The 18,445-nt window shown below is 63.8% G+C and carries 21 protein-coding genes; 16 read left to right on the top strand and 5 right to left on the bottom strand.

All coding sequences use genetic code 11. From position 1 onward, the window contains the following. The first annotated feature begins 12 nt into the window (after positions 1-12). Positions 13-657, top strand: coding sequence for an arylesterase (locus FFS37_RS07855; protein WP_137930364.1), 645 nt, complete (start codon positions 13-15; stop codon positions 655-657). Between the two features lie 123 nt (positions 658-780). Then, entirely contained in the window at positions 781-1,371 is a 591-nt protein-coding gene (gene thpR, locus FFS37_RS07850; protein WP_137930363.1) for an RNA 2',3'-cyclic phosphodiesterase, read from the top strand. Here thpR and FFS37_RS07845 read toward each other — a convergent pair. Continuing rightward, the gene (locus FFS37_RS07845) at positions 1,281-1,793 is read right to left on the bottom strand and encodes a low molecular weight protein-tyrosine-phosphatase (protein ID WP_137930362.1); all 513 of its coding nucleotides are present in this window, start codon (positions 1,791-1,793) and stop codon (positions 1,281-1,283) included. The genes thpR and FFS37_RS07845 overlap by 91 nt on opposite strands. A 104-nt stretch (positions 1,794-1,897) precedes the next feature. On the opposite strand from FFS37_RS07845, the gene FFS37_RS07840 reads away from it, so the two are divergent. The 3 genes from FFS37_RS07840 to FFS37_RS07830 all read left to right on the top strand — a co-directional run bounded on the left by FFS37_RS07840 (position 1,898) and on the right by FFS37_RS07830 (position 3,475). After that, on the top strand, positions 1,898-2,191 hold the full coding sequence (locus tag FFS37_RS07840) for a 4a-hydroxytetrahydrobiopterin dehydratase (protein ID WP_137930361.1): 294 nt from the start codon (positions 1,898-1,900) through the stop codon (positions 2,189-2,191). A gap of 144 nt (positions 2,192-2,335) precedes the next feature. After that, on the top strand, positions 2,336-2,698 hold the full coding sequence (locus tag FFS37_RS07835; protein ID WP_137930360.1) for a YkvA family protein: 363 nt from the start codon (positions 2,336-2,338) through the stop codon (positions 2,696-2,698). Between the two features lie 273 nt (positions 2,699-2,971). Next, a complete protein-coding gene (locus FFS37_RS07830; protein WP_137930359.1) occupies positions 2,972-3,475 on the top strand; it encodes an invasion associated locus B family protein in 504 nt (167 codons plus the stop codon). A gap of 63 nt (positions 3,476-3,538) precedes the next feature. On the opposite strand, the gene FFS37_RS07825 is transcribed toward FFS37_RS07830, so the two are convergent. Continuing rightward, positions 3,539-4,888, bottom strand: coding sequence for a chloride channel protein (locus tag FFS37_RS07825; protein WP_137930358.1), 1,350 nt, complete (start codon positions 4,886-4,888; stop codon positions 3,539-3,541). Positions 4,889-5,190: 302 nt separating this feature from the next. Between FFS37_RS07825 and rlmN the strand changes: the two genes are divergently transcribed. Genes rlmN through FFS37_RS07805 form a run of 4 tightly spaced genes read left to right on the top strand, consistent with a single transcriptional unit; the run spans position 5,191 to position 7,740 of the window. Beyond that, the gene (gene rlmN, locus FFS37_RS07820) at positions 5,191-6,426 is read left to right on the top strand and encodes a 23S rRNA (adenine(2503)-C(2))-methyltransferase RlmN (RefSeq protein WP_137930357.1); all 1,236 of its coding nucleotides are present in this window, start codon (positions 5,191-5,193) and stop codon (positions 6,424-6,426) included. Continuing rightward, complete coding sequence (locus tag FFS37_RS07815; RefSeq protein WP_137930356.1) at positions 6,423-6,845, top strand: hypothetical protein; 423 nt, start codon at positions 6,423-6,425, stop codon at positions 6,843-6,845. Before rlmN ends, FFS37_RS07815 begins: the two co-directional genes overlap by 4 nt. Then, a complete protein-coding gene (locus FFS37_RS07810) occupies positions 6,842-7,291 on the top strand; it encodes a hypothetical protein (RefSeq protein WP_137930355.1) in 450 nt (149 codons plus the stop codon). Before FFS37_RS07815 ends, FFS37_RS07810 begins: the two co-directional genes overlap by 4 nt. Then, entirely contained in the window at positions 7,288-7,740 is a 453-nt protein-coding gene (locus tag FFS37_RS07805) for a hypothetical protein (RefSeq protein ID WP_137930354.1), read from the top strand. Before FFS37_RS07810 ends, FFS37_RS07805 begins: the two co-directional genes overlap by 4 nt. Positions 7,741-7,782: 42 nt before the next feature. On the opposite strand, the gene FFS37_RS07800 is transcribed toward FFS37_RS07805, so the two are convergent. Next, on the bottom strand, positions 7,783-8,424 hold the full coding sequence (locus tag FFS37_RS07800; RefSeq protein ID WP_027055181.1) for a LysE family translocator: 642 nt from the start codon (positions 8,422-8,424) through the stop codon (positions 7,783-7,785). 432 nt (positions 8,425-8,856) lie between these two features. Between FFS37_RS07800 and FFS37_RS07795 the strand changes: the two genes are divergently transcribed. Beyond that, positions 8,857-10,209 (top strand): hypothetical protein, encoded by a 1,353-nt coding sequence (locus tag FFS37_RS07795; RefSeq protein WP_137930353.1) that lies wholly within the window; start codon positions 8,857-8,859, stop codon positions 10,207-10,209. 3 nt (positions 10,210-10,212) lie between these two features. Here the strand turns inward: FFS37_RS07795 and FFS37_RS07790 are convergent, their stop codons facing one another. Then, positions 10,213-12,264, bottom strand: a complete 2,052-nt coding sequence (locus FFS37_RS07790; RefSeq protein ID WP_137930352.1) for a putative bifunctional diguanylate cyclase/phosphodiesterase — start codon at positions 12,262-12,264, stop codon at positions 10,213-10,215. A 294-nt stretch (positions 12,265-12,558) separates the two neighbouring features. Here FFS37_RS07790 and FFS37_RS07785 point away from each other — a divergent pair, with 294 nt between their 5' ends. Further along, complete coding sequence (locus FFS37_RS07785; RefSeq protein ID WP_137930351.1) at positions 12,559-13,782, top strand: argininosuccinate synthase; 1,224 nt, start codon at positions 12,559-12,561, stop codon at positions 13,780-13,782. Between the two features lie 2 nt (positions 13,783-13,784). Beyond that, entirely contained in the window at positions 13,785-14,303 is a 519-nt protein-coding gene (locus FFS37_RS07780) for a hypothetical protein (RefSeq protein WP_137930350.1), read from the top strand. A gap of 87 nt (positions 14,304-14,390) precedes the next feature. Here FFS37_RS07780 and FFS37_RS07775 read toward each other — a convergent pair whose 3' ends face one another. Further along, positions 14,391-15,188, bottom strand: coding sequence for a lytic murein transglycosylase (locus FFS37_RS07775; protein WP_137930349.1), 798 nt, complete (start codon positions 15,186-15,188; stop codon positions 14,391-14,393). A 258-nt stretch (positions 15,189-15,446) separates the two neighbouring features. Between FFS37_RS07775 and FFS37_RS07770 the strand changes: the two genes are divergently transcribed. The 4 genes from FFS37_RS07770 to FFS37_RS07755 all read left to right on the top strand — a co-directional run bounded on the left by FFS37_RS07770 (position 15,447) and on the right by FFS37_RS07755 (position 18,145). Beyond that, positions 15,447-16,505, top strand: a complete 1,059-nt coding sequence (locus tag FFS37_RS07770) for a zinc-binding metallopeptidase family protein (RefSeq protein ID WP_137930348.1) — start codon at positions 15,447-15,449, stop codon at positions 16,503-16,505. 39 nt (positions 16,506-16,544) lie between these two features. Next, complete coding sequence (locus FFS37_RS07765; protein ID WP_137930347.1) at positions 16,545-17,483, top strand: CPBP family intramembrane glutamic endopeptidase; 939 nt, start codon at positions 16,545-16,547, stop codon at positions 17,481-17,483. Positions 17,484-17,549: 66 nt separating this feature from the next. Beyond that, positions 17,550-17,855 (top strand): type II toxin-antitoxin system RelE/ParE family toxin, encoded by a 306-nt coding sequence (locus tag FFS37_RS07760; protein ID WP_332311470.1) that lies wholly within the window; start codon positions 17,550-17,552, stop codon positions 17,853-17,855. Between the two features lie 2 nt (positions 17,856-17,857). Beyond that, a complete protein-coding gene (locus FFS37_RS07755; protein ID WP_137930346.1) occupies positions 17,858-18,145 on the top strand; it encodes an addiction module antidote protein in 288 nt (95 codons plus the stop codon). Positions 18,146-18,445: the final 300 nt, after the last annotated feature.

Below are 18,445 nucleotides of genomic sequence, written 5' to 3'. Positions count from 1 at the left end.
GGGGCCTGCAACATGTCTTTCAAACGCCTGATTGCCGCAGGGCTCACCCTTTTCCTTGTCATTTGCGGCGCCATTTCGTCGGCCGGCGCGGAGCCCTTCAAGATCGTCGGCTTCGGTGACAGCCTGATGGCGGGTTTTGGGCTCGGGCCCGACGAGGGTTTCACCGACAGGCTCCAGGCCGCGCTCCGCTCCAGGGGTCGCGACGTGACGGTCGCCAACGCCGGCGTCTCGGGCGACACCTCCAGCGGCGGCCTTGCGCGGCTCGACTGGTCGGTGCCGGACGGCACGCAGTTGGTCATCCTTGAACTTGGCGCCAACGACATGCTGCGCGGCGTCGCGCCCGACATCACCAGGAAAAACCTCGACCAGATGCTGGGCAGGCTCAAGCAGCGCGGGATTCCCGTTCTGCTCGCCGGCATGCGCGCCGCGCCCAATCTCGGCGCCGACTATCAGACCGCCTTCGACGCCATCTATCCCGAACTGGCGAAGAAATACGATGTCGCGCTCTACCCGTTCTTCCTCGACGGCGTCGCCGGCCAGCCGGGCCTGCAACTGGAGGACGGCATGCACCCGAACGCCAAGGGCGTCGACCAGATGGTCGAGCGCATCCTGCCCTCAGTGGAAAAGGCCATCGCCGCCGCGCCGGGAGGATCCTGAGCCCAAGGTGGCTTTCCCCAAGGGAAACTTTTAGCAAACCCTGTGACCAATAAACCTCTTGCTCCATCAGCCTATCGATGATTCGCTATGGCTACAGTTCGATTCGAGGAAGGGAGGCTCTTCATGCCGCGTCTTTTCACCGCCCTCGAAATTCCGCGTGACGCCGCCCTTTCGCTGTCCCTGCTCAGGGGCGGCCTGCCCGGGGCCCGCTGGATCGATGTCGAAAACTACCATCTGACACTGCGCTTCATCGGCGATGTCCCCGGTCACGTGGCCGACGAGATCGCCAACGCGCTGGACCGCGTCCACCGCCCGTCCTTCTCGCTGACCCTGTCGGGTGTGGGCGCTTTCGGCCAGAAGAAGCCGCACGCGGTATGGGCGGGCGCGGCCCCCTCGCCGGACCTTGCGGCCCTGCAGGCCGAGATCGAGCGCATCTGCCAGCGGCTCGGCATTCCCGCAGATCCCCGCAAGTTCATGCCGCATGTGACGCTGGCGCGGCTGCGCAATTCGAGCCCGCTGGATGTCGCCCAGTATCTGTCGGCGCGCGGCAATTTCTCGACGCTGCCCTTCCGCATCGGCCGCTTCGTGCTGATGTCGTCGCGTGATTCGGTCGGCGGCGGGCCTTACATCGTCGAGGAGGCCTGGCCGCTGTCGGATGCGCGCGCCGCCAGCCGTGTCGCCAGCGCCTCCGACGCTTCTCGGATCATGCGGTAGACCTCGGCGAAGGCTTCCGGTCCGTCATAGTAAGGGTCCGGCACATCGCCCGCCTTGCCCTGCGCGAACTCCAGGAACAGATGCACGCGGTCGCGCATGGTGGCCGGAGCCGCTGCCTTGAGGTCGGCCACATTCGATCGGTCCATGCCGAGGATCAGGTCGAAGCGATGAAAATCCTGCGGCGTTACCTTGCGCGCCCGCTGCCGGGAAATATCGATGCCGTGATGCGCCGCGATCGCCATCGAGCGCGGATCGGGCGCGGACCCGACCTCCCAGCCGCTGGTCGCCGCCGAATCGAGCAGGATATGGCGCCCCTCCTCGCGCGCCGCCCAGACGTCGCCGAAAACGCCTTCGGCCAGCGGTGAGCGGCAGATATTGCCGAGGCAGACGAAGAGAATGGAATTTATGGGCTTTTTGCTCATTCGGTATGCGCCATTCGTGCATTGGAGCCCCCAAAACCGCAAAGCACTCTTGGGCGACTTGCATTATGGTGGGGGTCAAATCCGAGATAGCACGGGAAATCATCATGACGAGAGAAAAACTCAGCAAGGACGCCATCACCGCAGCCCTTGCCGAACTCGGCGGCTGGTCGCTCGCCACGGACGGCGCCTCGATCAGGCGCAGCTTCGTCTTCAGGAATTTTTCCGAAGCCTTCGCCTTCATGACCCGCGTCGCGCTTGCCGCGGAGAAGATGGACCACCACCCCGACTGGTCGAATGTCTACAAGACCGTCGACGTGACGCTGAACACCCACGACGCCGGCGGCGTCACCGCGCTCGACATCGAACTTGCCAAAAAGATGAACCGCTATTTCGAGTAGCACGCTGCCGCCTGCTCGCCTTGGCGGCGATGTCCGATTTTCAGGCCGGGGCAACGCATGAACTCTTGTACCCGGGTTCTGCTTTCACCACATTTTGCCCGCGGGCGTGCGTCATTGCGCGCAAAAGCCCGCGAGGAGATGTTGATGGCGCAAGAATCCGGTTTTGATTTCTTCGGCTTTGGCGACAAGCTCGGCGGCGAGGGCGAGGTGCGCGAGAAATTCTGGCGCACGGCGAAGAAAGCCGCGCGGCAGATTCCGTTCATGGAAGATGTCGTGGCCGCCTATTACTGCGCCATGGACAAGAACACGCCGCTGCGCGCCAAGGGCATCCTGATCGCCGCGCTCGGCTATTTCGTGCTGCCGATCGACCTCATCCCCGACTTCGTCGTCGGGCTTGGCTTCACCGACGACATCGCCGTGCTGACCGCCGCGATCACCGCCGTCAGCGCCCACATCACGCCGGCCCACCGCCAGGCCGCCAGGGATGCGATCGCCGACAAAAGCTGATCAGCCGGCTTGCTTCGCGCGGCCGGCCGGATGCTGGCGTTCAGCCGAGGCGAAAGTCAAACTCTTGCCGTTTTCGTGGCCTCCAAGTCGCCGAAGGGACGTCGTGCCGGCCGCTTGAAGGGCGGCGGCGCGGATATGGCGGCGGTTTCCTGGGGTGAAGGTCCATTTCTCGAAGGAAATTCACCGTTTGGTAACCCAGATTAAATCAAAATGAAGCGACGGCAGGACGCAAGGCGGCCCGCCTCCGCACCATTTGGGAATACGGGAAAAACGATGCGCGGATTGATAGCTATAGTTTCGAGCCTGGTCCTGGCGGCCTCGGCGGTGCCGGCAATGGCGCAGCAGGCGACCAAGATCGGCCAGCACAATGCCTGGGGCACCTACAGCTATCAGGCCCAGGGCGGCAAGGTCTGCTACGTGCTGACCGTGCCGACCGACAAGCAGCCGACGACGCTCGACCATGGCGACATGTTCTTCTTCGTCAGCCAGCGTCCCGGCCAGCAGGTGTCCTACGAGCCGCAGTTCATCGCCGGCTACAATTTCCAGGAAGGCTCCAAAGCCACCGTCACCATCGACAAGAAGTCCTTCTCGATGTTCACCCGCGGCAAGTCGGCCTGGGTCGAGAACGCCGCCGAGGAGCCCGTCCTGATCGCCGCCATGAAGACCGGCACCGACATGAAGGTGACGGCCAAGTCCGGCCGCGGCAATCCGACCTCCTACGTCTTCTCGCTCAAGGGCATCTCGGCCGCGCTCGCCTCGATCGCGAAGTGCAAGTAGCCAAAACAGGCAAAACTCGTTTTTGAAACGCAAGGCCGGGCCGCAAGTCCGGCCTTTTGCGTTTCAGCCCTGCGCCGGCACCGCCTCCGCCCGCCGCCGCCGGATCGCCTCGGCGATGAAGACACGCGACAGCGCGTGATAGAGCGGCTCGTGCGAGATCATGCGCGCCGTGCCGTAGCCCAGCATCGAGGCCAGCATCAGGGCGATGACATTGTCGTGGTTGCCGGTCATCTCCAGGATGATGACGAAGGCGGTCATCGGCGCCTGCACGACACCGGCGAAATAGCCGGCCATGCCGAGCAGCGCCGCAGCCCCGGTGCTGGCGCCGAAGAGCAGGCCGAGCGAACTGCCGATGCCGGCGCCGACCGCCAGCGACGGTGCGAAAATGCCGCCTGGAATGCCCGACACCATCGACAGCAGGCCGGCCAGGAACTTTTCGGCGAAGAAGAACCAGGGCAGCGGCGTGCCTTCGACGGCGCCGCGCGCCTGGGCGTAGCCCGTCCCGAAGGTCAGCCCGCCGGAGCCGATGCCGATCACCGCCACGGCAAGCCCGCAGACGCCGGCCACCAGCAGCGCGCGCCACAGCGGCTGCAGCGCGTTCCAGCGCCGGATCCGCCGCGTCGTCTTCAGGGCCAGCAGCGAAAACAGCGCGCCGAAGCCGCCGCCGATGACGCCGCAGCCAAGCACCAGCGGCCAGTCGGCGGCAAAGGCGATCGTGTCCTTCGAAACGCCGAAATAGGTATAGTTGCCGAGCAGGCCGAGCGAGGCTATGCCGGCCAGGATCACCGCCGTCAGCACCAGCCCGTTGGTGCGCGCCTCATAGGTGCGGCCCATTTCCTCGATGGCGAAGACGATGCCGGCGAGCGGCGTGTTGAAGGCGGCGGCGATGCCGGCGGCCGAACCGGCCAGGATGAGGCCCCGCGCCTGCGCCATGCCGCCCCAGCGCGCCGCCTGCAGCATCAGCGAGGCGCCGACCTGCACCGTCGGCCCCTCGCGGCCGATCGAGGCGCCGCAAAACAGGCCGACGACGGTGAGCGCGATCTTGCCGGCCGCCAGGCGCAGCGACAGCAGATGGTTGCGGTCCTCGTCGTCCCGCAGATGCCGCGCGGCGATTGCCTGCGGAATGCCGCTGCCTTGCGAGGCCGGGAAAAAGGCGTGCGCCAGCCACGCGCAGAGCACGAAGCCGAGCGGCGTGATCACGAGCGGCAGATAGAAACGCCAGCCGCCACCGGTGCCGGTCATGGCATGGAACAGCGCCTGCGCCTTGTCGGCCAGCACCGCGAACAGGACGCTGATGACGCCGATCGAAATGGCTCCCGCCCAGAACACCAAGCGCGGCTGCCAGACGCGCCGCGACCCCCACATGGCGCGCGAACGCCGCAGGAACGGGTATTTTCGCGATTGGGGGGCCATGTCTGTCCTCGGAATGGGGTGTTCCGCTCTAACATAGCCAAGATGGCGCGTCTTCCCTTCTCCCCTTGTGGGAGAAGGTGGATCGGCGCGCAGCGCCGAGACGGATGAGGGGTGTTCCAGCGGAGTGAGACGTTGGCTTTTCCTGGAACACCCCTCATCCGTCGCCTTCGGCGACACCTTCTCCCACAAGGGGAGAAGGAAGAAGCGCCGCATGACTCCGGCCTCAACCTGTGCTATGCGCCCGGCACCATGACCGGCACGATGGATGAAATCGGCCGCAAACCGCTTATATCTGTGCGACCATGACCCTTTCACTCGACCTCACCACCGAGGGTGCCCGCGACGCGTTGCGCGCCCGCGCCATGACGGCCGAAAAGCCGTCGTTGATCGGCCTGACGCGCGCCGAGCTCGCCGCCGCCCTCGTGGATTCCGGCATCGTGCCGGAGCGCCAGGCCAAGATGCGCGCCCAGCAGCTCTGGCACTGGATGTATGTGCGCGGCGTCTCCGACTTTGCCGGCATGTTCAACATCTCCAAGGATCTGCGCGCCGAGCTCGACAAGCATTTCACCGTCGCCCGGCCCGAGATCGTCGAGGAGCAGATTTCCGCCGACGGCACGCGAAAGTGGCTGTTCCGCTTTCCGCCGCGCGGCGCAGGCCGTCCGGTCGAGATCGAAACCGTCTACATCCCCGAGGAAGGGCGCGGCACGCTCTGCATCTCCTCGCAGGTCGGCTGCACGCTGACCTGCTCGTTCTGCCACACCGGTACGCAGAAGCTGGTGCGCAACCTGACGGCGGAAGAAATCCTGGCGCAGTTGCTCACCGCGCGCGACCGCCTCGGCGACTTCCCCGACCGGGACACGCCCGACGGCGCCATCGTGCCGGCCGAGGGCCGCAAAGTGTCCAACATCGTCATGATGGGCATGGGCGAACCGCTCTATAATTTCGAGGCCGTGAAGAAGGCGCTGCTGATTGCTTCCGACGGCGACGGCCTGTCGCTGTCGAAGCGCCGCATCACGCTCTCCACCTCGGGCGTGGTGCCCGAGATCACCCGCACCGGCGAGGAGATCGGCGTCATGCTGGCGATCTCGCTGCACGCCACCAATGACGATCTGCGCGACCTGCTGGTGCCGATCAACAAGAAATTCCCGCTGAAAGACCTGATCGCGGCCTGCAAGGCCTATCCGGGCCTCTCCAACGCCAAGCGCATCACTTTCGAATATGTGATGCTGAAGGACGTCAACGATTCCCTCGACGACGCAAGGGCGCTGATCAAGCTGCTCAAGGGCATTCCGGCCAAGATCAACCTGATCCCGTTCAACCCGTGGCCGGGCACCAATTACCAGTGCTCGGACTGGGAGACGATCGAGAAATTCGCCGACTACATCAACAATGCCGGCTATGCCTCGCCGATCCGCACCCCGCGCGGCCGCGACATTCTGGCCGCCTGCGGCCAGCTCAAGTCGGAATCGGAGCGCATGCGCAAGGTCGACCGGCTGGCGCTGGAAGCCATGATGATCGCGGGGCACGGCGAGGCGTGATCTCCATCAGGCGGCTGGCGACAATCTTGTTCTGCTATGGGGTGGCCGCATGGGCGATGAGCCTGGTCTACCTCGTCTCCGGACGGCTGATCGGCGGTCACGGTCCGGCCTCGCTGCTGGGCATCCAGGGGCTGCAGGTGATGGCGCTGGAGACCGTCATCCTGGGCCAGTATGCCGCCCTTCCGGCGATTCCCATGATCGTCGCCTCGCAGATGCTCGAGACAAGGCGCTGGACCCATTTCGTGCTGGGCGGGATGTTGGTCGGGATTTGCGTGTTCGCCCTGAGGGTCGCCTATCCCTTCGGACAAACCCCCGGCACGGCCCAACTGGTGCGTTCGATTGTCGCTGCCGGCTTCGCGGGATTTGTCTATTACTCCGTCGAGGGCAGGCTCACACAAGCGTCCAGACAATCCGCATGAACCGTCTCATGGCCCGGTCGAAGCGCTTCATCACGATAGCGGTCGGCTATGTCGCCGCCGTGCTGACCTCGATCCTGGTGCCCGTGTTGCTGATCGTGCTGCTCGAAGGCATCGAATATGGAAACTGGTCGATGGTTTTCGAATTCGACTGGCTGGTCTCCTTCCCGCTCGCCGTCCTGGCGGTGATGGTTTGCGCGCTGCTGATCGTCGGCCCGGCCATCTTCGTCGCCGAACGGCGTGCGCTTCGCGGCTGGTTCTATTTCGCCGTCACCGGCGCGGTCACCTCCATCGCCTTTGGCGTCCTGGTTCCAGGCTCGGCTGGCGGATTTGTCTTCAATCCGGGCTTTCTCGGCTTTCTGGCCACGGCGGGCACGGCTGCCGGCTGGGTCTACTGGCTGCTGGCCGGGCGCAGTTCCGGTTCCCTCACCGGCGGTGACGCGCAATGACCCGCTTCGTCGCCTATGTCGTGCGGTTCGCCATCATCCTGTTCGGCTATGTTGTGGCTTCGCTGGCGGCGAGCGCCTTCCTCAACATCCTCTTCCTCGCCTCCAGCGGATTGATGGCACCGGAAGCGCCGCATGCCGTGCCGGCTTCGCTGCTTTTCTCGATCCCCTTCGTGGCCCTGTTCGTCGCCTATTTCGCCTTCATGCCGTCTATAGTCGTCATCCTGGTCGCCGAACTCCTCGGCCGCCGCGACTGGTTGTTCTACGCCCTGGCGGGCGCTGTGGTGGCGGGCGTTTTCCTCGGCCTTGTCGACCATGCCGACGACACGACCTTCGCGGTCACCGGCACCAGCGCCATCATGGCGGTGTTCGGCGGCGGCATGGTCGGCGGCATCTTTTACTGGCTCGCCGCCGGCCGGTGGGCCGGAAGCTGGTGGCGCAGCGATCCGTGATTGCGGACCGGAGATCGGTGAACGCGAAGGAAGTATGGAAGCTTATTTCGCCTGCGCCGTCAGGATTTTGAGCGCGAAGGCTGAGAAGACGCCGGCGAAAAGATAATCCACCACCCGCGTGACGCGCGGGCTCGCCTTCATCGCCGCCGAGAATTTCTCGGCCGCCAGCACCATCGGCGCCGTCACGGGAATGGACAGCACGATGAACATGGCGCCGAGGAAGAACAGCTTGCCCTGCGCGTGCGGATCGTGCGCGGAGACGAACTGCGGCAGGAAGGTCATGAAGAACAGGATGATCTTGGGGTTGAGCAGGTTGACGCCGAGCCCCGCCGCCCAGCTACGCAACAGCGAGATCTGCGGCCCTGTCTTCTTCTCCGGCGAAAACGCCGAGCCCTTGGCGATCGCCTGCCAGGCCAGGAAGACGAGATAGCCGGCGCCAAAAATCTTCAGCACGAAGAAAGCCATCGGCGAGGCGACGATCAGCGCCGAAACGCCGACCACGACCAGCGTGGTGTGGATCAGCGTTCCGCACAACGCGCCCGCCATGGAGGCAAAGCCGGTGGCGCGCCCCTGGCTCAGCGTGCGCGACACGAACAGCGTCATGTCGGGACCGGGCGTGATCGCCAGGATGACCGTGGCGATGGCGAACTGGATCAGCGTGGCTGTGTCGGGGATGAAGGACATGGGGGTTCCTGCTTTTTGGCGAGCCGGACCATTCTGCCATTCTCGCCATTCGTCAATAGCTGGCCGGGTTCCGCCCGTTCTTCATGGCTTCAATACTTCCAAACAATAGCTTCGGTATTGCATTTACCTGCTACCAATTCCTCTGTACGTTTTGTGTCGAGGGATGGCATCCGGAGGTGGACAGCTATGAAGAGCAGGTTGCGGAGATGGCTTGTTGCTGCCGCCTGGATTTTGCCGCTCTTTTTAATCCTTTCCTCAAAAGCATCCTATTCGGGACCAGACATAAATTATCACCCGATATGCAACACTACCGGCGAAGTCGGCTGTGTTCCACTTTCGGCCTATGTGCAGCACAGAGACAGGTGTACCGAGGATAAGGTCGATAGGGACAGGTGTTTTGGCGTCGGCAACGATGGCTGGGACACTCTTCGCATGGATGGCTGGAAGAACAACAGTAGCCTGGAGCCGCAACCATTCGAATACGCAACGCTGGAGTATCGTTCCAACGGACCTCAGGCCGGCAAGCTTTTCGATACGCGGCAAGCCGACGCGATCGTCGGGCGGCTGAATGAACTGGTGGGGCAGCACAGACCAATCCTGCTCGTCATCTTCGCGCATGGCTGGCACCACAATGCTTATGAAAACCACGACCCGGCCAAAGCGGACAACATCGAGGCAACAGGCGACCGGCCCTACAACCAGAACCTCAACCTGCTGGCCTTCAAACACATTCTGGCCAAGGCCAATTACGAATCCCGAGCTCAGGGGGAGCCTCCTCGAACGGTCTTTGGAATTTACATCGGCTGGAATGGAGGCCCGGCGAGCAGTTACCTGAACGCCGCCAGGATTGGCCGGGCAGCCGACCGGATCGGCGCTTCCGAGGACTTTGCGGCCGACATGAAGCGGATCAATCTGGCGGTGAACCCGCCAGGCGGCGTCATCACCCCCGTGCTGGCGATCGGCCATTCATTCGGAGGCCGGTTGTTGTCGCGCTACATGCTGAAGCAGGTAGAGAAGGCCAAAGGGCCGGTTCAGCCCTTCGGCCCAAGGGGCCTGGTAGCGACCGTCAACCCGGCGATCGGCGCGGATGCGTTTGACGACTTGATGCGCGCAGGACACCAGGACGGCCCCGATCTGCCGTATTGGATCAATGTCACGTCCGCTGACGACTGGGCCACCGGCATAGTGCTGCCCGTTGCAGCGTCACTTGGCCGGGCGGTCGGCTTCGAGATCGGCATCACCGACAAGGTTTTCTCGTCAAGCGCCTACAGGTCGATCGGGCACTACGATCCATATCTGACGCATAGGCTGGAGATGCCCTACGTCCGAGCAGCCAAAAAATGTACCGATACCAGTGGCTGTTTTGAATTTCAGGGCTGCTTCATCTCGAACCTCGAGAAGAAATGGCAGGCATATTTTGCAGCGGCTGGCGCCGACATCCGGCAGACGCAATGGTATCGGATCGATTCCGGCAAACAGGAAAAAGTCTCTCGGCTATTTTACCTCGGCAAAACCACCCAATGCGATTCCCGGTTCTACTTCGTGGATCTCAAGTCCGTCCCGCCGAGGCAGGACTATCCCGGAATGCCGAGATGGATGTGGAATATCCGCACCGACAAAGTCGGCATCAACACGTCCGACGCGACCAATGATTGCCTTCCAAAGGTCGATGACGGCCGGGAGGGATGCGACAAGAAGACCAGCGCGGCGGTCCACAACGCGTTCGTGCAGACCCGTTTCGTGCGCATGTTCCTGGAGCTTGTCCTGGCCAAGCCGGGGGCGTGACGGTCAAGCCGCCGACTGGTCCATTTCTGGCAGTTTGAGAACCGGCGCCGGCTGCAGGATCTGGTCGATCGGCTTTGGCCGGCCAAGGAAATAGCCCTGCGCCTCGTTGCAGCCCTCCACCTGCAGGATGGTGAGTTGGACATGCGTCTCGACGCCTTCGGCGAGCACCGGAATGTCGAGGCTGCGGCCCAGCGTCAGCACGGCGCGGATGATTGCCTTGGCCTGCGGGCTGCGCTCGACATCGGCCATGAAGGAGCGGTCGAGCTTGATCTTGTCGAAGGGGAAGGAGCGCAGCGTGTCGAGCGATGAGTAGCCGGTGCCGAAATCATCGATGGCGATCGTCACGCCCAGCGCCTTGATCTGGCGCAGCACATGCAGCGTGCGCGCCTTGTCGGCGACGATGGTCGATTCGGTCAGCTCGAGCTCCAGCCGCTTCGGCGACAGGCCGGTTTCGACCAGGATCTGGTGGATGAGTTTGGCGAGATCGGCATGGGCGAACTGCACCGGCGACAGGTTGACCGCGATCTTGTGGGCCTTGTCCCAGGACGCCGCTTGCCGGCAAGCGGTGCGCAGCACCCATTCGCCGATGGCCAGGATGGAGCCGTTCTCCTCGGCGATCGGAATGAATTCTGTGGGCGCGATCATGCCGTGCACAGGATGGGTCCAGCGGAGCAACGCCTCGTAGCCGCAGGTGGCGCCGGTCGGAACCGAGGTCTGCACCTGATAGTGGAGCGAAAGCTCGCCGCGATCGATCGCCCGGCGCAGGTCCGTGGCCAGCGCGCGGCGAGCCCGCGCCGTCTCGTCCATGGTCGATTCGTAGAAGCAGACAGCACGCGTCACATCGTTCTTGGCCCGGTACATGGCCAGGTCGGCATTGCTGACCAGCCGCTCGCGGTCCACGCCGTCGCGCGGATGGACGGCAATGCCGATGCTGGCGCCGGTGACGATCTCGAAATCGTCGATCCGCAGCGGCTCGAACAGGGACTTCTCCAGCCGGGAAACAAACCCGAGCAGGTCGTTCTGGTCCTTGAAACGCTTGATGGCGGCAAACTCGTCGCCGCCCAGCCGCGCGACGAATTCGCCGTCGCCGGTAAGCTTGGCCAACCGGCGCGCCACGATCTTGAGCGCCTGGTCGCCGGCCGCATGCCCCCTGAGATCGTTGATCTCCTTGAAGCGGTCGAGATCGATGACGATGACGGCCGTCATCGTTTCCTGGTCCTCGGCCACCCGCTCGATCTCGTGGTCGAGGCGGTCGTTGAAGGAAACACGATTGGCAAGGCCGGTCAGCGCGTCGTTGAGCGCCAGATGCTGGAGCCGCTCGAAACTCTCCATCCGGCCGCGTTCGTCGATCAGGTAACTGGCAAAGCCGGTGGCCGCGACGATCAGGCCGACGACGGCGACCGCGACGGCCATCGCTTCGAGGATATCGGGATTGGTGCCGGTGGTGATGAAGGACAATGGCGTTACCGCCACCGCGGTCATGGCGGTGAAATGCAATCCGACGATGGCGAGCACGAAGAGGCCGATGGCCTGATATTGCGACCAGCGATAGGGCCGGCGCACCGCCTGGCCGATGGCCAAGGCGCCGAAGGCCATCGAGATCAGCACCGAGGCCGCGACATAGGCAACGTCCCACTCGACGATGCCCGCCACGTGATAGGCCATCATGCCGGTATAGTGCATGGCCGAGATGGCGAGACCCACAGCCGCCCCGCCCCATTCCGGCGCCACGCGTTGGCGCTTGTCCAGCGCGAGGGCGAAGCCGGCCCCGGTTCCTGCCATGGCGATGACCAAGGATATCATGGTCAGCGCCGGGTCAAAGGTGATCGGCGCGCCGGGCTGATAGGCGAGCATGGCGATGAAATGCGTGCACCAGATCGAGGATCCGGCAGCGACCGCCGTCAGGAACAGCCATCCCCGCATCTGCAGGCCGACGGTTTTCCGCGCGCGATCGAGAAGGCCGATCGTTACCCAGCAACCGGTGACGCACATCAGTGCCGCCAGCAGGACGAGCCACAGATTATGCTCCGTGACGATACATGATATGACGCGCATCAAGAACGGCCCAAGCCCGAGTATGCCCGCGACGGACGGGAAAGGCTGCTTCGGCGCGCACAGGCGGCCGCCTCAGCCCTGTCTTGCTTGTTTAGCGGCAGGGCATGAAAACTTACTTAAATCCCCGGCACAAATGCAGCTCATGATTGTAGCGGGTTGTTTCCCCAGCGCCGCCGCGCGCTGGATCAGCAGTCTGGCGGCCCGCGCGCTTGCTCGCTTTGCCGTTCCTGCTAAAAGGCGCTCCGACAATCCGTGACGCCCGCGCCTGCGGCGTCCGCCACAGACGGAGCAGAAATGTCCAAGGCCAAAGACGTCAAGAAGGTCGTGCTCGCCTATTCCGGGGGCCTCGACACCTCCATCATCCTGAAATGGCTGCAGACCGAGCTCGGCGCCGAAGTCGTCACCTTCACCGCCGATCTCGGCCAGGGCGGCGAACTGGAGCCGGCGCGCAAGAAAGCCGAGATGATGGGCATCAAGGACATCCGCATCGTCGACGTGCGCGAAGAATTCGTCTCGGATTTCGTCTTCCCGATGTTTCGCGCCAACACCGTTTACGAAGGCACCTACCTGCTCGGCACCTCGATCGCCCGGCCGCTGATCTCCAAGCATCTGGTCGAGATCGCCAGGGAGACCGGCGCCGACGCCATCGCGCATGGCGCCACCGGCAAGGGCAACGACCAGGTCCGCTTCGAACTTTCGGCCTATGCGTTGAACCCCGACATCAAGGTCATCGCCCCGTGGCGCGACTGGTCGTTCAAGTCGCGCACCGACCTGATCAACTTCGCCGAACAGCACCAGATCCCGGTGGCCAAGGACAAGAGGGGCGAGGCGCCGTTCTCGGTCGACGCCAACCTCCTGCACTCCTCGTCCGAGGGCAAGGTGCTGGAAGACCCGTGGAGCGAGCCGCCGGAATTCGTCCACCAGCGCACCGTTTCGCCCATGGACGCGCCGGACGCCGTCACCGAGATCGAGATCGAGTTCCTGAAGGGCGATCCGGTCGCGCTCAACGGCAAGAAACTGTCACCGGCGACCATGCTGGCCGCCCTCAACGATCTCGGCCGCGACAATGGCATCGGCCGGCTGGACCTGGTCGAGAACCGTTTCGTCGGCATGAAATCGCGTGGCGTCTACGAGACCCCGGGCGGCGCCATCCTGATCGTCGCCCACCGCGCCATCGAATCGATCACGCTCGATCGCGGCGCGGCCCACCTCAAGGACGAGTTCATGCCGCGTTATGCGGAACTCATCTACAACGGCTTCTGGTTCTCGCCCGAGCGGCAGATGCTGCAGGCGATGATCGACAAGAGCCAGGAAGACGTCGAAGGCACGGTGCGGCTGAAGCTCTACAAGGGCAATGTCATGGTCACCGGCCGCAAGTCCAGGAAGACGCTCTATTCGGACGCGCTGGTCACCTTCGAGGATGATCGCGGCGCTTACGACCAGAAGGACGCCGCCGGCTTCATCCGCCTCAACGCACTGAGGCTGAGGACGCTAGCGGCGCGCAATCGCGGCAAATAGGCATGCGCCGTCTCGGCCACCTGGTGCCGCTGGTCCTTCTGGCGGCGCCGACCATGGCCGGGAATTTCGACCCCGGCTCGCTCGACCTTGCCGCGCTGATCGAGTGCAGGGTCGACGTGCCGGCCTATAACGGCTTTGCCCTTTGGCTGACCGGCGAGCCCGGCGCGGCGCAGAAGCTGGGCTGGAAGGAGGTTGCATCAGGCAATCCTTTCCTCAGCCAGTATCGGCTGCCCGCCGCGGTCCATGTTTTCGGACGCGAGGCGCAGACAATCGTCTTTACCGCCACCGGGCCGATGGCCGTTTTCGACGATGTTTCCGCGCCGGACCTCGCCTGGCAGCTCGACGTCCCGGCGACGATCTCGACATCAGGCAAATTCCTGGGCGAGAAGGTCGTGGCCGAAAGCACGGACGACACGGGCGGCGTGAGCCTCGTTACCCGCATCACACTCAACGTCTCGACCGTGGAGTCCCACCCCGGCCAGACGCTGGCCGGCTGCTCCTACGCGCTGGATGTGAAATAAGTCCCGGCCGGAGGTCTGATCTCCACCGCATCAACGAAAAAGCCCGGCGCATGGCCGGGCTTTTGTTGTCCGCACAGAAGGCCTCGATCAGGGGGCGTCGATCGCCGTGGCGATGCGGGCGATGGCCTGCTGATAGACATTGGCCGCGTTCCAGCCGGCGATCGCGCCCATGTTCTGCTGCGCGCTGGCGCCGGCCCGCCAGCCATGGCCCTTGAGGAAGTTGGCGGTCGAAGCCAGGGCTGTGGCCTTGTCGCGCAGATTGCCATTGCCCACGCCGTATTTCAGGACGTTTCCGGGCAGGAACTGCGTGTGGCCGATCTCGCCATGCATGGCGCCGACCGACGAGGAGGTCAGCGCTCCGCGATCGACCAGCTTCAGGGCCGCGATCGCATGCGGGTGGAAATAGTCGGGGCGGCGGCAATCATAGGCAAGCGTCACAATGGCCGAGACCGTGTTCTGGTTGCCCATGGAGGCGCCGAAGCCGGTTTCCATGCCCCAGATGGCCAGCAGCACGCCCGGCGAGACGCCGTAATTGCTCTCGATCTGGTTGAACAGCGCCGCGTTCGACTTCTTAAGCGAGCGGCCCTTGGAAATGATCGCCGACGCGCCGCGACGCTTCATGAAATCCTCCACCGAGCCGCTGAACGCCTTGTGGATGGCGCGGTCGGCGGCGATCGTGCGCGTCGCGTAGGTCGCGCCGGCCAGAGCGGCCAGCCCCCTCGAGCCGACACCCTCGGCCTTGGCGTCCGCGGCAAATTCCTGCTTCCAGGCATCAAAGCCCGCGCCGTTCTTGCCGCAGCTGCCGGCGGCCTGGGCCCCCGTCGCCAGCCCAAGCACCGCGATGACAGCGGCCGCTAAAATCCTACCCTTGGCAAGAAATGCCATGTTGTTCTCCTGAGTTGCCTGATTCACGTCCCTGACGCCGAATTTGCCAGCGAAACACGCTCTTGTCACCGTCCCCCGCGCCAAGCTGGCCAATGAGAGGGAATTTGCCTACGATCAAGTGATTATTGTGGCAAATGAGACAAGCCTTGGCCAATCCATCCGCCGTGTTGCCGATCGGCGTCACCGCGGGAACGACACGCGAAGGCCGGCGTTTCCGAGGCGACGTCCTTTCCCATAGCGCGATGGTCCGAAACCGACATGAAGCTCTTCGACTGCCCGAACTGCGGCCACCGCCTCTATTTCGAGAACGCGCAGTGCCTGAACTGTTCCAGCCTCGTTCTTTACGACCCCGACCATGCGCGCTTCGCGCTGTCGGGAGCGGACGGCGTCCTGGCGTGCACCAATGCCGATGAGTGCGCCTGCAACTGGATGGCAGAGCCGGGGCAGGCTTTCTGCCGCGCCTGCGCGCTCAACCAGCTGATCCCCGATCTTTCCGTCGACGGCAACCGCCGGCGCTGGATCCGCGTCGAGGCGGCGAAGAAGCGCGCCATCTATTCGCTGCTCGCCTTCGGCCTGCCGGTCGCACCCAAGCAGAACCCCACGGACGAGGTCGGCCTGGCCTTCGACTTCCTGGCTGATCCGATCGGCGGCGGTCCGGGCGGCGAGCGCATCCTCACCGGTCACGACAATGGCCTGATCACGCTCAACGTCGCCGAGGCCGATTCGGCCGAACGCGAGAAACGCCGCGTCGAGATGGGTGAGAACTATCGCACGCTGCTCGGCCACTTCCGCCACGAGCTCGGCCATTACTACTGGGACCGGCTGATTCGCGACGATCCGGACAGGCTTGCCGCGTTCCGCGCCTTGTTCGGCGACGAACGCGCCGATTACGAACAGGCGCTGAAGACCTACTATGCCAATGGCGCGGCGCCTGACTGGCAGCAGAGCCACATCTCGGCCTACGCCACCTCGCACCCCTGGGAGGACTGGGCGGAAACCTGGGCCCATCACCTGCACATCACCGACACGCTCGAGATGGTTTATGCCCTGAACTTCCCGCTCGGCCGGCTGGAGACGGTGGAGGCTGATGATTTGCCGCAAGGCGATACAGGCGGCGGGCTGCAGGCGGCGCCTTCGGAGCCGGCGAACACGCCTGAGCCCTTCGACAGGATTCTCGCCCGCTGGCTGGTGCTGTCCGAAGCCTCCAATTCGATCAACCGCTGCATGGGCCTGCCAGATCTCTACCCTTTCGTCATTTCCGACGTGACGGCCGGCAAGCTCGCCTTCGTGCACGATCTGTTGACCAGACCGCGATAAGGGTGCCGGCGAGCCGATGGATTCTGCCGGGGAGCCTGCGTGACGACCGACGACGACGCCTTCGAACGCTATCGGCGCTCGCCGAATGCCAGGACAACCTTGCCGCGCCTGCTCGCGGGCACGGTGATTGTCGTGGTGTTCTGGGCCCTGACGACGGCGATCGTGCTTTTCGGCGGCACCTATGTCTATTTCGCCTGGCAGCAAGCGGCCGCTTCGCCATACGCCATGCAAGGGTTCCTCGCCTCGCCGATCGGCATCCTCAGCGCGCTCGCCTCCTTCGCCGGCATCTGGGTTGGTCTTTGGGTCGCCATGCGCTGGGTGCATGGCGAGAAACTGTCTGCGCTGCTTGGCGCGAGCCGGCATGTGTCATGGCCGGATTTCCTGAAAGGGCTGATCGCGGTTCTGATCACCTCGCTCGTCTCCGAAATCCTGCTCTATGCGCTGCAGCCCGGGATCGAGCGCGGCCCGATCAGCCTGTCGTCCTGGCTGCTGTTCCTGATCCCGATCGTCTTGCTCACCTTCTTGCAGACATCCTCGGAGGAGGTGCTGTTTCGCGGTTACCTGCTGCGCGGCCTCGCCAGCCGGTTCAGGAGCCCCGTCATCTGGGCGCTGCTGCCCGGCCTGCTGTTCACCTCGCTGCACTGGAGCACCAGTTCGAGCGCCGCAATCAATGCCTGCGTGCTTGCCTCGATCGCCGCCTTCGCGCTGCTTCTGACGCTGGTGGTCCATGCCACCGGCAATCTCGGCGCGGCACTTGGCGCCCATCTGGCCAACAATCTGACCGGCTTTCTGATCATCTCGCATCAGGAGAGCTACAATTCCTTCGCCCTCTTCACCGCCAAGCCATTGGAGGGACCGGGCTGGACGAGCTGGGATGCATTCCTCATCGCCCTGATTGGTATCGGCTGCAGCCTGCTGACGATCGCCCTGCTGCTGCATCCGCGCTCGCCGCTCAGGGTCGGCGCCAAACTTCCGTAAGCATGCCCAAATGAAGGGCGACCGTCTGTAAACTATTTTTCACACACAGCTTGACACATCAGCCATGTGAACTATAGTTCACAGGTGATTGAGGTCCGCCAAACCCCTGACTTTCGTGATTGGCTAGGTAGCTTGAGAGACAAGCGAGCCGTCGAAAAGATTGCAATCCGCATTGCCCGTATCCAGTCCGGGCTCATGGGTGACGTGAAGTACTTCGATGGCATCGGCGAAGTTCGGCTGGATGTTGGGCCGGGATACCGGCTCTATTTCGTCAGACGCGGCAACGAAATCATTATCCTGCTTTGCGGAGGCGACAAGTCCAGCCAGGGTCGCGACATCAAGAAGGCCATCCAGATGGCCAAGGAGTTATGATCATGGCAATCGAAACCGTCCCCTTTGATCCAGCCGAACATCTTGGCGGCGCCGAAGGACAGGCCGAACTGCTGGCTGATGCCTTTGCGACCGGCGATCCCAGCTATATCGCCAACGCGCTTGGCATCGTTGCCCGGGCGCGTGGCATGACCGCGGTTGCAAAGGAAGCGGGCGTCACGCGTGAAGCTCTCTACAAGGCACTGAGGCCCGACGGCGATCCACGCCTTTCGACGCTCCTGGGGGTCACGAAAGCGCTCGGGATGAAGATCACGGCAGAGCCGGCCAACTGATGCTGCCCCTTGGAGACGATCTTCCAAGGTGAATTTGCCTTGAAACGGCGCAAAGCAGACCACCGACACAAGGGTCGCACGCCTTGGCGCTTGGCGCTTGCCTTGACTCTTCCGCCGATTTCCTGTCTACACGCCCCGAATTCCGCGACGAGTACTCCTCCGAGCAAGCCGACCAGGACGCCGAAGCCTTTTTGAGGCAGGTGCTGTAAAGAGATCCTGGAGGCCAACACCCGGCAGCGCTGAGCGCCCCCGGGTGCTTTTTGGTTTTGGGCTTTGCTTTTGCTTGGACACTTGGCGCGA

This window comes from Mesorhizobium comanense, assembly GCF_005503535.1.
Classification (GTDB): domain Bacteria; phylum Pseudomonadota; class Alphaproteobacteria; order Rhizobiales; family Rhizobiaceae; genus Mesorhizobium; species Mesorhizobium comanense.
Note: the sequence above shows the minus strand (reverse complement) of the source record. Positions and strands in the feature narration are given on the sequence as shown.